Raw genomic sequence first — 14,040 nt, 5'->3', positions numbered from 1 at the left:
ATGACGCGCCGGCTCAGGCCCCCACCTCCTGGTAGGCGGCGAAGAGCAGCGACTCATCGGGGGCCTGCAGAACGGTCGGCTTGGCGATGTCGTCGAGCACGATGAACCGCAGCATCGAGCCGCGGGTCTTCTTGTCGCGCTGCATCGTCGCCAGCAGCTGGCGCCACGCACCCGCACGGTACGAGGTGGGCAGCCCGAGGGTCTCGAGGATGTCGCGGTGACGCTGGGCTGCGGCATCCGGGAGTCGTCCCGCCAGACGCGACAGCTCGGCCGCGAACATCATCCCCACCGAGATCGCGGCGCCGTGGCGCCACTGGTACCGCTCGGCATGCTCGATGGCGTGGCCGAGGGTGTGGCCGTAGTTGAGCACCTCGCGCAGTCCGGCCTCGCGCAGGTCCTCCCCCACGACCTTCGCCTTCATGTCGATCGCGAGCTCGATGCTCCGCCGGAACGCGTCGCTGTGCGGGTCGACGGCCGCCTCGGGATCGGCCTCGATGAGGTCGAGGATCTCGGGGTGCCAGATGAATCCGGCCTTCACCACCTCCGCGAAGCCGGCGACGCGCTCGTTGCGCGAGAGCCCGTCGAGCAGGTCGAGGTCGCAGACGACGGCGACCGGCGGCCAGAACGCCCCCACGAGGTTCTTCCCCTCGGCGGTGTTGATGCCCGTCTTCCCGCCGACCGCGGCATCCACCATGCCGAGCACCGTCGTGGGGACCTGCACGACCGCGATGCCGCGCAGCCACGTCGCGGCGACGAAGCCGGCGAGGTCGGTCACGGCGCCGCCACCGAACCCGACGACGGCATCCGTGCGCGTGAAGTCCGCCTGGCCCATGACCTGCCAGCAGAACGCCGCGACCTCGACGCGCTTGCCCTGCTCGGCGTCGGGGATCTCCGCCAGCAGCACCTGGCGGTCCGACCCCAGGATCTCGCGGAGACGCTCGGCCTGTGCGGACAGCGTCGGGGGGTGCACGATGAGCACCTTGCGGGCGGCCTCGGGCAGCGCCGAGCCGACGAGCGGAAGAATGCCGCGCCCGATGGTCACGTCGTAAGGCGCGGTGCCCCCGACGGTGATGACGGTGGTGTCTGTCATGACGTCTCCTCCTGAGCCCACGCCGCGATGGCGTCGACGATGTCCTGGATCCGGCCGGTGGATGTGTCAAAGCGTGCGTCGGCGAGCTGATCGTAGAGCTCGCGTCGGCTCTCGGCGACCTCGCGCCAGCGCCCCACCGGGTCGTCGCCCTGGAGCAGCGGGCGCGTGGTGCCGGCGAGGCGGGAGGCGATCGTCTGCTCCGAAACGGTGAGCAGCACCACACGGTGCGCGGCGAGGTCGCTCCGGGTATCGGGATGCAGCACCGCGCCGCCACCGAGGGCGACGACGCCGCCGCGCCCGAGGGCCTCGGCGACCGCGAGCCTCTCGATCTCGCGGAAGCGCTCCTCGCCACGCTCCGCGAAGAGCCGTTCGATGGGGCCGTGGTCGCGGACGACGAGGCCGTCGCTGTCGGTGAACGTCGCGCCGAGAACGCGCGCGAGCTTCTTGCCGATGCTCGACTTGCCCGCGCCCATCGGTCCGATCAGGACGATCGCCGGGGCGGTCATCCGATCGCGTCGTCGCTCAGCGCCGCCGAGCGCAGCGTCTCGGGGATCGCCGCGAGGTATCCCTCGAGGTTGCGGCGGGTCTCGGCGACGTTGTCGCCCCCGAACTTCTCGAGCACGGACTCCGCGAGCACGATCGCGACCATCGCTTCGGCGACGACACCGGCTGCCGGCACGGCGCAGACGTCGGACCGCTGGTGGTGAGCCGTCGCCGCGTCGCCCGACGCGACGTCCACCGTGCGCAGCGCCTTCGGCACCGTCGCGATCGGCTTCATGCCCGCTCGGACCCGGAGGACGGTGCCCGTCGACATCCCGCCCTCCGTGCCACCCGCCTTGTCGCTCGAGCGCGCGATGCCGGCGTCGGTCGCGAAGAGCTCGTCGTGTGCTGCGGAGCCGCGACGACGCGTGGTCTCGAAGCCGTCGCCGACCTCGACGCCCTTGATCGCCTGGATACCCATGAGCGCCTGCGCGAGCTTCGCGTCGAGACGGCGGTCCCACTGCACGTGGGATCCGAGCCCGGGCGGGAGCCCGTACGCGAGGACCTCGACGATGCCGCCCAGCGTGTCGCCGTCCTTCTTCGCAGCGTCCACCTCGGCGACCATCGCGGCAGAGGTCTCGGCGTGGAAGCACCGCAGCGGATCGGCATCCAGCACGTCGACATCGTCGGGCGTCGGCAGCGCCGAGCCGTCGGGCACCCGCACGGGGCCGATCGAGAGGGTGTGGCTGACCAGCCGGATGCCGAGCTCGTTCAGGAACGACCGGGCCACCGCGCCGAGAGCCACGCGCGCGGCCGTCTCACGGGCGCTCGCGCGCTCGAGGATCGGCCGGGCCTCGTCGAATCCGTACTTCTGCATGCCGACGAGGTCGGCGTGGCCGGGGCGAGGCCGAGTCAGGGCGGCACCGCGCCCGCGGGAGCGCTCGGTGAGCTCGATCGGCTCCGGGCTCATCACCTCGACCCACTTCGGCCACTCGGTGTTGCCGATGCGCAGAGCGATGGGGCTGCCGAGGCTGAAGCCGTGTCGGACGCCCGTCGAGATGGTGAGTTCGTCCTCCTCGAACTTCATGCGCGAGCCGCGGCCGTAGCCCAGCTTGCGCCGAGCGAGGTCGGCCTGGATCGCGGCACGTGAGACCGGCACGCCGGCGGGGAGGCCCTCCATGAGGGCGACGAGTTCGGGGCCGTGCGATTCGCCGGCCGTGAGCACGCGGAGCATTCGTCTATCCTCCCATGAGCGCCCGGCGCATGACGGCGACGACGTCCTCCTCGCCGGGCAGCGGGTCGTCGGGCGAACCGGTCGCGAAGATGCGGATCTGGAGCACCGCCTGATGCAGCAGCATGGTCGCGCCCGGGTGGGCCGGCTGTCCCGCGGCGAGCCAGGCGTGTCCGAGCGCTGTCGGCCACGTGCCGTAGACGACGTCGTAGAGGGTACCCCCGCTCGCGGCGAGACCCGCGGAGACGGCGTCAGCGACCGGCGCGTCGCCCGGCAGGGTCGACACGGTCAGCTCGACCTCCCCCGCCGGCGCGTCGAGGGGCGACACCGTCGCCGCGATGCCTCGGCTCGCCGCGAGCGTCCGCAACGGCTCGGCTGCGGCGGGCCGTCGTGCCGCGATATCGATCCGGCCGACGCCGACGCGCTCGAGCGCGAGGAGCGCCGACGTCGCCGTCGCGCCTGCGCCGACGATGCGGGCACGAGGCGCAGCCGCGGACCCGATCTCCGCGAGCGCAGCCGCGAGTCCGCCGACGTCGGTGTTGAACGCCGCCCACCCATCGCCCGTCCGGAGGAGCGTGTTCGCTGCGCCGGTTGCGGTCGCCGCGGCATCCCGCATCCGAGCCGCGTCGTGCGCGAGTGTCTTGAGCGGCATGGTGAGCGACAGCCCGTGGAACTCCGTCCCGAGGGCTGTCAGCTCGCTCGCGAACGACGCCTCGTCGACGTGCCGCCGCCCGTACCGCCACGGCAGACCGAGCCGGTCGTACGCCGCGGTGTGGAGGACCGGCGACAGGCTGTGGCCGATCGGCGAGCCCCACACTTCGAAGCGGCGCGGGTCTCCCGCAGACAGGTCAGCAGCCGCGGTTGTCATTCGCGTCGCACCACGCGTGCCACTGCTCGATGCCGGCCTGGTGCTCCTCGTAGGTCGCGGAGAAGATCGTCTCGCCGGTGTCCATGTTCCAGGTGACGAAGTACAGCCACGGCCCGTCTGCGGGATTCATCGCCGCGTCGATCGCCTCATCGCCGGGATTCGCGATCGGACCCGCCGGCAGCCCCGCTCGGACGTACGTGTTCCAGGGATTGTCGTCCTCGAGCGCCTCCGCCGACGAGCTGACCGTACCGTCGTGCATCTCGTTGTACCCGTACTGGGCCGTCGAGTCCATCTGCAGGGGCATGCCGTCTGCGAGGCGGTTGGCGATGACGCGAGAGACCTTGTAGAAGTCGTCGGACAGACGCGCCTCGCGCTGAATGATCGATGCCGTCGTGAGGATCTCCTCGCGGCGCTCCTGAGGAACGCCCGCGGCGTCGAGCGACTCGAGCGTGCGGTCGACCATCGTGCGCACGATGTCCGTGGCCGAGAGCCCGGGGTCGAACTGATAGGTCGCCGGGAACAGCCAGCCCTCCAGCGTGTCGGCCGCGACGCCGTACGCGGATGGGTCGGCGACAGCGGCGGTGAAGTCCTCGACCGGCATGCCCGTACCCTGTGCGAGCACCTCGACGGTCTGGTCGACGGTCAGGCCCTCTCGCAGCTGCGCGGCGTTCTGTCGCTTGCTCGCGGGATCGAGGATGAGCCTCAGGGCCGCCTCGGATGTCATGCGCTGCTGCAACGCGTACACCCCCGGCTGGAACGTCGGGTCCTGTGCCGTCGCGATGAGGTGATCGTAGAACGCCGTCGGTGTCTTCGTGACGCCCTGATCGAAGAGCGTCTGAGAGATCGTCGACCCGGTGTCGCCGCTCACGACGGTCACCAGCACCTCGCCGGTCGCCTCGCCGGGCTCGAAGTCCTTCGGCTCCTCCCACCCCATCACGGAGCGGATCTGAGGCTCGTACGTGTTCCACACCCATGCGCCCGCGGCCACGATGCTGCCGAGGATCGCCAGGATCACGATGAGGACGACCCATTTCGCGATCCGGCTCTTCTTGCGGTCGCGATCATGCCGGCTGGGAACGGCACCCACCTCGTGCGTGCTCACTTCACCCGTGAACAGGGCGTCGAGCGTGCCGACCGCAGGCGCAGCGGCCCGCGGCGTCTGCTCGTACGACGCCTGTGCGCCCGGAGCCTGCTCGCGGGACGCCGGTGCGCGCACCGATCCGCGGTGCTCCGCGGCCGGGGTCGGGGTGTGCTCCGCACGCGAGGAGTCCTCGGGACGCGCTGCACCTCCCGGCGTGGATGCCGGACCCTGGGACGCCGGACTCTGGGATGCCGCACGCGCGGCGCGTCGGCTCGTCGGGACGCCATTGTCGTGCGGCGGGCGGTCAGTCATGTCAGGGGTGCTCCTGCGAGGGTGCGACGGGAACACCGGGCGGGTTACCGGTGCTCTTCTCGACGTCGAGTGCCTGCTGGAGGAGCACTACGGCGGCGACCTGGTCAACAATGCTACGAGACGATCGCTGTGATCGGCCCGAACCGCGCAACGCACTGTGGGCGCTCACGGTGCTCAGCCGCTCGTCGACGAGACGGACACGGTGTCCGGCGGCCGCGAGAGCCTCGGCGAAACCGCGCGCGTCTGCCGTCGACGCGGTCTCCCGCCCGCTGAGCGCGACCGGCAGGCCCACCACGAGCTCGACGGCGTCGTACTCCTCGGCCAGAGCGCCGATGCGTGCGAGATCTCCCTCTGCGCGCGGCACGGTCTCGACCGGAACCGCGAGCAGGCCGTCGCGGTCGCATCGGGCGACGCCAATGCGGGCCGTACCCACATCGACGCCGAGCCGCACGCCCGGCCGGAATCCGCTCACAGGCCGCTCGCCGCGTCGCGCACCGCGCGGAGGGCCACGGGAAGCGCTGCGGCGTCCGTACCGCCGCCCTGCGCCACGTCATCGCGCCCGCCGCCACCGCCGCCGAGAGCGGATGCCGCGGCCTTCGCGAGCACACCGGCCTTGGCTCCTGCCGCGCGGGCGGCATCGTTGGTGGCGACGACCACGACGGGGCGGTCCCCCACGACGGCCCCGAGGGCGACGATCGCTGCGGCGTCGACTCCGAGACGGTCGCGCACCTGCAGTGCCAGGGTGCGGACATCGTCCGCCGATCCCGCCGAGCCCAGCGATTCGGCGACGATCTGGAACGGGCCGGCGGCCGCCGCAGCGCCCACCAGCTGCGGCAGCCGGTCGGCGAGGGCGCGAGCCTCGAACTGGGCGATCCGCTTCTCGGCGGCCTTCAGGCTCGCGGCGAGCTCGGCCACGCGAGCGGCGAGCTGGTCGCGCGGCGTCTTCAGCGAGGTCGTCAGCTGCGACACGATGGCACGCTCGGCGGCGAGCTCACGGAAGGCGTCCTGCCCGACGAGCGCCTCCACGCGCCGGTTCGACGCGCCCACCGACGATTCGCCGATGAGGTTGATGAGACCGACCTCGGCGCTCGACGAGACGTGGGTCCCCGCGCAGAGCTCGCGCGACCAGGGGCCGCCGATGTCGACCATGCGGACGGTCTCGCCGTACTTCTCGCCGAACAGGGCCATCGCGCCGGCGGCTTTCGCCTCGTCGAGCGACATGATCCGGGTCATGACCTCGAGGTTGTCGCGGACGGCGTTGTTGGCGATCTCCTCGATCTCGGTACGAGTCTCGGGCGAGAGCGCCTGGCCCCAGGAGAAATCGAAGCGCAGGTAGCCGGCGCGGTTGAGCGAGCCGGCCTGGGTCGCGCTCTTGCCCAGCGTGTCGCGCAGTGCCGCGTGCACGAGGTGCGTCGCGGAGTGGGCCTGCTGCGCAGCGCGGCGGTTCGCGGCATCCACCACCGTCGTGGCGGCCTCGCCCACGGCCACTTCACCCGTCGTCACCTCGACGGTGTGGCTGACGAGACCGGGCACCGGCTTCTGCACGTCGAGGACCTCGAGCTCGTAGCCCGGGCCCACGATGACGCCCTTGTCGGCGACCTGGCCGCCCGACTCGGCGTACAGCGCCGTCTCGGCGAGGATCACCTCGGCGATCTGACCTTGGCTGGCGCGGTCGACGGAGACGCCGCCGACCAGAAGGCCGAGTACCCGCGAGCCCGTCTCGAGCTCGGTGTAGCCCGTGAACACCGTCTCGCCCTGAGCGCGGAAGTCACGGTAGACGCTCGTGTCGGCGAGCTGCCCCTTGCGGGACCGCGCGTCGGCCTTGGCGCGCTCGCGCTGCTCCTGCATGAGCGAATCGAAGGCGCCGCGGTCGACGCTGAGCCCCGCCTCCTCGACGATCTCGAGAGTCAGGTCGATGGGGAACCCGTACGTGTCGTGCAGGAGGAACGCCTGCGCGCCGCTCAGCTTGCCCTCCCCCGCCTTCTTGGCCTGCTCGACCGACTCGTCGAGCAGCTCGGATCCCGCGGCCAGGGTGCGCAGGAATGTCGCCTCCTCGGCGAGGGCGTACTGCGAGAGCCGCGCGTAGTCGGTCTCGACGATCGGGTACGCCTCCTTCATCGCGTCGCGCGACGCTGCGAACAGCTCCGCGAAGCTCGGTCCCTCGACGCCCAGCAGGCGCATCGAGCGGATGGCGCGACGCATCAGGCGACGCAGGATGTAGCCGCGCCCGTCGTTCGAGGGCGTCACGCCGTCGGAGAGCAGCATGAGCGACGACCGGACGTGGTCCGCGATGACACGGAACCGCACGTCGTCTTCGTGGTTCGCGCCGTAGGTCTTGCCCGAGAGCTCGACGGCCTTGTCGAGCACGGGACGCACCTGGTCGGTCTCGTACATGTTGTCGACGCCCTGCTTGATGAAGGCGACGCGCTCGAGCCCCATGCCCGTGTCGATGTTCTTATTCGGCAGCTCGCCGACGATCGTGAAGTCGTACTTCGAGCGCACGTCTGCGATCTCGTACTGCATGAACACGAGGTTCCAGATCTCGACATACCGGTCGTCGTCGGTCGCCGGTCCGCCGTCGATGCCGTACGCGGGACCGCGGTCGAAGAAGATCTCCGAGCACGGGCCGGCAGGACCCGGGAGGCCGGTGCTCCAGTAGTTGGTGTCCTTGCCGAGACGCTGGATGCGCTCGTCGGGCAGCGTCGAGTGCTTCAGCCACAGCTGGCGCGCCTCGTCGTCCTCTTCGTAGACCGTGACCCAGAGATCCTTCGGGTCGAACCCGAGGCCGCCCTCCGATTCGGGGCTGGTCAGCAGTTCCCATGCGAACGAGATGGCGCCCTCTTTGAAGTAGTCGCCGAAGGACCAGTTGCCGAGCATCTGGAAGAAGGTGCCGTGGCGCGGCGTCTTGCCCACCTCTTCGATGTCGTTGGTGCGGATGCACTTCTGGACATCGGCCGCTCGCGCGTACGGCGCAGGGACGTCGCCCGAGAGGTACGGGATGAAGGGGACCATGCCTGCGACGGTGAACAGCAGCGCGGGGTCGTCGGTGACGAGCGATGCGGAGGGCACGATCGTGTGCCCCTTCTTCTCGAAGTAGTCCAGGTAGCGCTGGGCGATCTCGGCGGTCTTCATCGGGTTCCTTCGGCAGGCAGGCATCGGCGTCGCGCCCGGAGGCGCGACGTCAAGATCAGGTCGGGTGTCAGTGTGAGGAGTCGGCGGCGTTCTTGGCCTTCGCGACCGCGTCGCGCGCTGCGTCCGCGGCGTCGGAGGCGGCGTCCGCGGCCGAGTCGAGGACGTCGGAGGCCACGCCCTTCACGTCGGCTGCGAGACCCTCGATGCGGGCTTCCTGCTCGCGGTAGGCATCGCCGATCCGATCGGCGAATTCGGAGATCCGCGCGTCGACCTCGGCGAGCATCTCGTGACCGCGCGGATCCTTGTTGACCACGTGCGCGGCGACGAAACCGCCGGCGACGCCCAAAACGAACCACAGCGCGTTCTTCATGGCATCCATGTTAGGTGCAAAGCATGAAGGGCGCCGGGAGAACCCGACGCCCTTCATGGCAGTGCTGAGACTCAGCGAGCCGTACGACTCAGCGCGCGGCGTAGTACTCGACGACGAGCTGCACGTCACACGTGACGGGCACCTCGGCGCGCTTCGGGCGGCGCACGAGGCGCGCCTGCAGCTTGTCGAGCTCGACCTCGAGGTAGCCCGGGACCGGGGGCAGGACGTCGGCGTGACCGCCGGCGGCTGCGACCTGGAAGGGCTCGAGCGACTCGCTCTTCTCCTTGACGTGGATGAGCTGACCCGGCTTCACGCGGAACGACGGGCGGTCGACGAGCTGGCCGTCGACGAGGATGTGACGGTGCACGACCAGCTGGCGGGCCTGTGCGGTCGTGCGGGCGAAACCGGCACGAACGACGAGCGCGTCCAGACGCATCTCGAGCTGCTCGACCAGGTTCTCACCGGTCAGACCGTCCTTGCGGCGGGCCTCGTTGAACTGGATGCGCAGCTGCTTCTCGCGGATGCCGTACTGCTCGCGCAGACGCTGCTTCTCGCGCAGACGGACGGCGTAGTCGCTGTCGGCCTTGCGCTTGGTGCGGCCGTGCTCACCCGGAGCGTAGGGACGCTTCTCGAGGTAGCGGGCGGCCTTCGGGGTCAGCGCGACGCCGAGGGCGCGCGACAGACGGACCTTGCGGCGGTCCTGAGACTTCGTGGTCACGAAGCTCTCCTTCCGATGACGTGGTCGCGACGTTCACGACTCACGGACGTATCTCCGTCTCCTCGCCCGTCTCGGACTGCACGCCGGGGCACGCCGAGAGGTCTTGATCAGAAGAGAGGGATGCCCGAAAACTGGGCTTCGAGCCGGTCGAGTCTATCAGACGGCGTCCGCGTCGACCGCGGCGGCGAGGTCGAGGACGCCGACCGGGTAGAACGGGGTCGCATCGCGTCGCAGGTCGTCGATGCGATACCAGCCGACGGAGGTGTCTCCGTCGAGCACCGTGAGCCGTTCCCCGAGGGGCAGCGCCTCGAGCGTGGCGCTGCGGACGGCGAAGACATGCGCGATCTCGTGCCCGCTCTTGCGACCGTCGTCGAAGATGTTCTCGTTCACGGTGAGCAGCGTGAGTTCGTCGACGCCGGCGGCGAGCTCCTCGCGCAGCTCGCGGCGCATGGCGGCCGCCGCGGTCTCACCGAACTCCACGCCGCCGCCGGGTGCTCGGAGGAACGGCCCAGCGCCCGGCCCGCCGGCGTACTCCTCCGCGAGGACGTACCCGTCAGCGACGATGACGGCGACCGAGATGACCCGGATACGGCGAGGCGAGGTGAGGTCGGCTGCGTACGCCTCCACCGAACGGCGGTAGGCCGGGAGGTGTGGCGCGAGCGCCTGCAGCGCCGTCCGGAGTGCGGGCGCGGGCTTCTGATCGGTGAACAGCGCCAGCGCCTCGAACGCCCGGGCGGCGTCGACGAGCGGATCGGTGTCGGGAAAGCGGTGCAGCAGTGCGAGAGCGCCCGAGGGATCGCCGACGTTGCGCAGCGAGCTCGCCAATTGGATGACGCACGCGGAGCGCCGCTTTCCGGCCAGGCCCGCCTCGAGCGCCGACCGGTACAGCGGGATCGCCTCGGCTTCCTCACCGAGGAAGTCGTGCAGCGAGGCGCGCTCGTAGCTGCGCACCGCCTCGGCCGAGTGCCCGGCGAGCTGGTCGAGCTCGGCCCACAGGGCGGCGGCGTTCTTCCCGTCGGCGGCATCCCAGAACGCGTCGAACGGATCGGCACCGGCCGTCGTGTCGTCGTCGGCGGGGAACGTCGCGAGAAGCTCCCGCACGCGAGACTGCAGAGCGCGGAGTGCGGGGTCGACGCCCCGACTCGCCGCGAAGCGGATGAGCCCCCGCAGGGCGGGCCCGCCGTCGCTGGTCTCGCCGGCAGTCAGGTGATCGATGAGGTCGGATGCCGCGATCGTCCGCACCCGACCCGTCTCGTGCTCGCCCCATTCCGGCGCGGCGACGCGCAGACAGTCGGCGGCGATGACCACGTGCCGTCGTCGCCGCGCGTTCGCGGCGGCCCACTCACCGCCGGCGTCGAAGACGGCGCCGGCACGATACCCGGTCTCCTCCAGCAGCTCTCGCACGCCCGCCGCGACAGCGTCCTCACCGGGATCGATCAGCCCGCCGGGCAGCTCGCCCAGCACGCGCTGGGGGCCGACGCGGTACTGATCGAACAGCACGACGGTGTCGTCGGGCGTGACCGCGACCACCGTGACGGTGTCGCCGACCTCGACGACATCCCAGTCGCTCTCACTGCCGTCGGGCAGCAGGTAGCGGTCGCGGCGCACGCGCACGTAGCCGTCGAAGGCGGGCGACGAGCCCAGCAGCGTCCACGCGGGTGCGGGATCGTCCACGGCTCAGTCCCCCAGGATCTTCCGCAGCTTCTCGACCCGCGCGCCGATCTCGCGCTCGACACCGCGATTCGTCGGCTCGTAGTACCGCTTGCCCCGCAATTCGTCGGGGAGGTACTGCTGGGTCGCGACGCCGACCTCGAGGTCGTGCGGATAGACGTACCCCTTGCCGTGCCCCAGCCGCTTCGCGCCGGCATAGTGAGCATCGCGCAGATGTTTGGGCACGCGACCGAACCCGCCGGCGCGGACATCGGAGATGGCCGCGTTGATCGCGTTGTAGGCGGCGTTCGACTTGGCGGTGGTCGCGAGATACGCCGTGGCTTCGGCGAGCGGGATGCGGCCTTCCGGCATCCCGATGAAAGCGACCGCGTCGGCGGCGGCAACGGCGATCGTGAGAGCCTGCGGATCGGCCAGGCCGATGTCTTCAGAGGCTGAGATGACCAGGCGCCGCGCGATGAACCGAGGATCTTCGCCCGCCTCGATCATCCGAGCCAGGTAGTGCATGGCGGCATCGACATCCGATCCGCGGATCGACTTGATGAACGCGCTGATGACGTCGTAGTGCTCGTCGCCCTGCCTGTCGTACCGGAGCAATGCACGGTCGACCGCCTGAGCCACGTGGTCAGCGGTGATGACCGGCGCCTCGTCGTCATCGCCGGGCTCGGCCATCGTCGCGGCGGCCTCGAGCGACGTCAGCGCGCGTCGGGCATCGCCGGAGGCCAGCCGGATCAGCGCCGTCCGCGCATCATCGGCCAGGACGACCAAGCCGGCGAGTCCGCGGGCGTCCGCGACGGCGCGGTCGATGAGCCCGCCGAGGTCATCGTCGCTGAGCGGCTGGAGGGTGAGCAGCAGCGAGCGGGACAGCAGGGGCGCGACGACGGAGAACGACGGGTTCTCGGTCGTCGCGGCGATGAGCAGGACCCAGCCGTTCTCGACGCCCGGCAGCAGAGCATCCTGCTGCGCCTTCGTGAAGCGGTGGATCTCGTCGAGGAACAGGATCGTCGAGATGCCGTAGAGGTCGCGCTGCGTCATCGCCTCTTGCATGACCTCGCGCACGTCCTTCACACCGGCCGTGACCGCCGACAGCTCGACGAAGCGGCGGCCCGACGAGCGGGCGATCGCCTGCGCGAGCGTGGTCTTGCCGGTGCCGGGCGGCCCCCACAAAATGACGGAGACCGCTCCCGCCCGGTTGCCGTCGCGCGACGCGAGGGCGACCAGGGGCGAGCCGGGCCGCAGCAGATGCCCCTGGCCCGCGACCTCGTCGAGCGAGGTGGGGCGCATCCGCACCGCGAGCGGCGTCTGCCCGGAGAAGAGCGCGCTCGAATCGGTCATCCTCTCAGGCTACTCGCGCGCACCGACACCGGGATTTTGTCGCGGTGCTGACCCGCGCCATAGGCTTGAGCGGCCCGCAACGGGCACGAAGGAGGCAACGTGGCAGGTCGCCGCAAGAACCGGGACGATCGCGCGGCGCACGAACGCGCCCGTCTCTACGCGGCCCGACGCGAGTACCACGACGGCCTCGCGCGGCGCCGGTCACGCGACAACGTCATCGCCGCCATCGCCGGCGGTGTGCTGATCCTCGCCGCAATCGGCGCTCAGGTCGCATACTTCACCGCCGGTCCCGGCGCGCCCGCGCCCGCCGAGAGCCCGGCGCCCTCTCCCACGGAGACCCTGTCGCCCACGCCGACGCCGACACAGACCCCGACACCGGCGGATTCCACTCCGACAACGATCCCATCGCCCTGACGCCCTGCGTACTAGGCTGTCCCCCGACCTGACCCCCATGCGGCGCGTGCCGCGACGAGGTGCCTTCCGTGACTTCCACCCCTGACTCCACGACCACCCCCGCCGACGACGCCCCGTGGGGTCGCGTCGATGACGACGGCACCGTCTCGGTGCGCGAGGGGGCCGAATGGCGCGTCGTCGGCCAGTACCCCGACGGCACGCCCGAAGAGGCGCTCGCCTACTTCCAGCGCAAGTTCTCCGACCTCGCCGGCGAAGTGACGCTCATCGAGGTCCGTCACCGCCGCGGCGGAGCGTCAGCCTCCGACCTGCGCTCGACCGTGAGCACGCTCCGTTCCCGCATCGCGGGGGCTGCGGCCGTCGGCAACCTGGCCGCGCTGGAGGCGCGTCTGGTCGCGCTGGAGGGCGAGCTCGACGCCGCCTCCGAGTCCGAGGCGGCGGAGGCCAAGCAGGCGCTCGACGCCGCGATCGGCGAGCGTACGGCGCTCGTCGAGGCGATCGAGGCGATCGCCGCGCGCGATCCGAAGTCGATCCAGTGGAAGCAGACCTCCGCAGAGGTCACCGACCTCTTCGACCGCTGGCAGCGCCATCAGGCCGACGGCCCGCGTCTCCCCCGCGGCACCGGCCAGCAGCTCTGGAAGCGATTCCGCGACGCCCGATCGGCCATCGACAAGCACCGTCGTGAGTTCTACGCCAGCCTCGACGAGACGCACAAGAGCGCGCGCGACGCGAAGCAGCGCCTCATCGAGCGGGCCGAGGCCCTCGCTCCCCGCGGCGAGGACGGCATCGGCGCCTATCGCGATCTGCTCGAGCAGTGGAAGCAGTCGGGCCGCGCGGGCAAGAAGGCCGACGACGCGCTCTGGGCACGGTTCAAGGCCGCAGGCGACGCGCTCTACGGTGCCCGCGCGGAGCGCGAGCAGGCCGACGCCGAGGCCTCGCAGGAGAAGATCGTCGCGAAGCGCGCTCTGCTCGACGAGGCCGCCGCCGTGACCGCAGAGAAGGACACCGCTGCCGCCCGGGCGCTGCTCACGGGCATCCAGCGCCGTTGGGACGAGATCGGTCGCATCTTCCCCCGCGACAAGGAGCGCGCCCTCGACGACGAGCTCCGCAAGATCGAGCAGTCCGTGCGTGCGCGCGAGGACGCCGACTGGAAGAACAACAACCCCGAGACGAAGGCGCGCCAGGGCGACATGCTGTCGCAGCTGCACGACGCGATCGCGAAGCTCGAAGCCGAAGTCGCCGACGCGGAGGCGTCGGGCGACAAACGCGCCATCGCACAAGCCAAAGAGGCGCTCAGCGCCCGGAAGGCCTGGCTCAGCGCTCTCGGCGGCTGACTCTCTCCCC

At 70.9% G+C, this 14,040-nt stretch carries 13 protein-coding genes; 2 read left to right on the top strand and 11 right to left on the bottom strand.

Annotated elements, in window-relative coordinates:
- Positions 1-13: 13 nt before the first annotated feature.
- The 11 genes from aroB to DO944_RS02275 form a co-directional block, all read right to left on the bottom strand.
- A complete protein-coding gene (aroB, locus tag DO944_RS02325) occupies positions 14-1,090 on the bottom strand; it encodes a 3-dehydroquinate synthase (RefSeq protein WP_112614288.1) in 1,077 nt (358 codons plus the stop codon).
- A complete protein-coding gene (locus DO944_RS02320; RefSeq protein ID WP_112614286.1) occupies positions 1,087-1,596 on the bottom strand; it encodes a shikimate kinase in 510 nt (169 codons plus the stop codon). The genes aroB and DO944_RS02320 overlap by 4 nt, the downstream gene beginning before the upstream one ends.
- Positions 1,593-2,804 carry a chorismate synthase gene (gene aroC / locus DO944_RS02315; protein ID WP_112614284.1) on the bottom strand — a complete coding sequence of 404 codons (1,212 nt, stop codon included), beginning with the start codon at positions 2,802-2,804 and terminating at the stop codon, positions 1,593-1,595. Before aroC ends, DO944_RS02320 begins: the two co-directional genes overlap by 4 nt.
- A gap of 4 nt (positions 2,805-2,808) precedes the next feature.
- Positions 2,809-3,669 (bottom strand): shikimate dehydrogenase, encoded by an 861-nt coding sequence (locus DO944_RS02310; protein ID WP_112614282.1) that lies wholly within the window; start codon positions 3,667-3,669, stop codon positions 2,809-2,811.
- A complete protein-coding gene (mltG, locus tag DO944_RS02305; RefSeq protein ID WP_112614280.1) occupies positions 3,650-5,062 on the bottom strand; it encodes an endolytic transglycosylase MltG in 1,413 nt (470 codons plus the stop codon). The genes DO944_RS02310 and mltG overlap by 20 nt, the downstream gene beginning before the upstream one ends.
- Position 5,063: 1 nt before the next feature.
- The gene (gene ruvX, locus DO944_RS02300) at positions 5,064-5,534 is read right to left on the bottom strand and encodes a Holliday junction resolvase RuvX (protein WP_112614278.1); all 471 of its coding nucleotides are present in this window, start codon (positions 5,532-5,534) and stop codon (positions 5,064-5,066) included.
- Entirely contained in the window at positions 5,531-8,194 is a 2,664-nt protein-coding gene (gene alaS, locus DO944_RS02295) for an alanine--tRNA ligase (RefSeq protein WP_112614276.1), read from the bottom strand. The genes ruvX and alaS overlap by 4 nt, the downstream gene beginning before the upstream one ends.
- 67 nt (positions 8,195-8,261) lie before the next feature.
- Positions 8,262-8,564 (bottom strand): ATPase, encoded by a 303-nt coding sequence (locus DO944_RS02290; RefSeq protein WP_112614274.1) that lies wholly within the window; start codon positions 8,562-8,564, stop codon positions 8,262-8,264.
- Between the two features lie 88 nt (positions 8,565-8,652).
- Positions 8,653-9,282: a 30S ribosomal protein S4 gene (gene rpsD / locus DO944_RS02285; RefSeq protein ID WP_023951228.1), complete on the bottom strand. Its 630-nt coding sequence runs from the start codon at positions 9,280-9,282 to the stop codon at positions 8,653-8,655.
- Positions 9,283-9,438: 156 nt separating this feature from the next.
- Positions 9,439-10,956, bottom strand: a complete 1,518-nt coding sequence (locus tag DO944_RS16005) for a tetratricopeptide repeat protein (RefSeq protein WP_112614272.1) — start codon at positions 10,954-10,956, stop codon at positions 9,439-9,441.
- Between the two features lie 3 nt (positions 10,957-10,959).
- A complete protein-coding gene (locus DO944_RS02275; RefSeq protein WP_112614270.1) occupies positions 10,960-12,285 on the bottom strand; it encodes a replication-associated recombination protein A in 1,326 nt (441 codons plus the stop codon).
- Positions 12,286-12,384: 99 nt separating this feature from the next.
- Between DO944_RS02275 and DO944_RS02270 the strand changes: the two genes are divergently transcribed.
- Positions 12,385-12,699: a dioxygenase gene (locus tag DO944_RS02270; RefSeq protein ID WP_112614268.1), complete on the top strand. Its 315-nt coding sequence runs from the start codon at positions 12,385-12,387 to the stop codon at positions 12,697-12,699.
- 68 nt (positions 12,700-12,767) lie between these two features.
- Entirely contained in the window at positions 12,768-14,030 is a 1,263-nt protein-coding gene (locus tag DO944_RS02265) for a DUF349 domain-containing protein (protein WP_112614266.1), read from the top strand.
- Positions 14,031-14,040 lie beyond the last annotated feature (10 nt).

This window comes from Microbacterium sp. SMR1, assembly GCF_003289625.1.
GTDB lineage: Bacteria > Actinomycetota > Actinomycetes > Actinomycetales > Microbacteriaceae > Microbacterium > Microbacterium plantarum.
This window is presented reverse-complemented; position numbering and strand designations above follow the sequence as displayed.

Excerpts from the sequence above, each read along its gene's own strand:
- aroB (WP_112614288.1), bottom strand. The coding sequence starts at position 1,090 with ATGACAGACACCACCGTCATCACCGTCGGGGGCACCGCGCCTTACGAC.
- DO944_RS02320 (WP_112614286.1), bottom strand. The coding sequence starts at position 1,596 with ATGACCGCCCCGGCGATCGTCCTGATCGGACCGATGGGCGCGGGCAAG.
- aroC (WP_112614284.1), bottom strand. The coding sequence starts at position 2,804 with ATGCTCCGCGTGCTCACGGCCGGCGAATCGCACGGCCCCGAACTCGTC.
- DO944_RS02310 (WP_112614282.1), bottom strand. The coding sequence starts at position 3,669 with ATGACAACCGCGGCTGCTGACCTGTCTGCGGGAGACCCGCGCCGCTTC.
- mltG (WP_112614280.1), bottom strand. The coding sequence starts at position 5,062 with ATGACTGACCGCCCGCCGCACGACAATGGCGTCCCGACGAGCCGACGC.
- alaS (WP_112614276.1), bottom strand. The coding sequence starts at position 8,194 with ATGAAGACCGCCGAGATCGCCCAGCGCTACCTGGACTACTTCGAGAAG.
- DO944_RS02290 (WP_112614274.1), bottom strand. The coding sequence starts at position 8,564 with ATGAAGAACGCGCTGTGGTTCGTTTTGGGCGTCGCCGGCGGTTTCGTC.
- DO944_RS02275 (WP_112614270.1), bottom strand. The coding sequence starts at position 12,285 with ATGACCGATTCGAGCGCGCTCTTCTCCGGGCAGACGCCGCTCGCGGTG.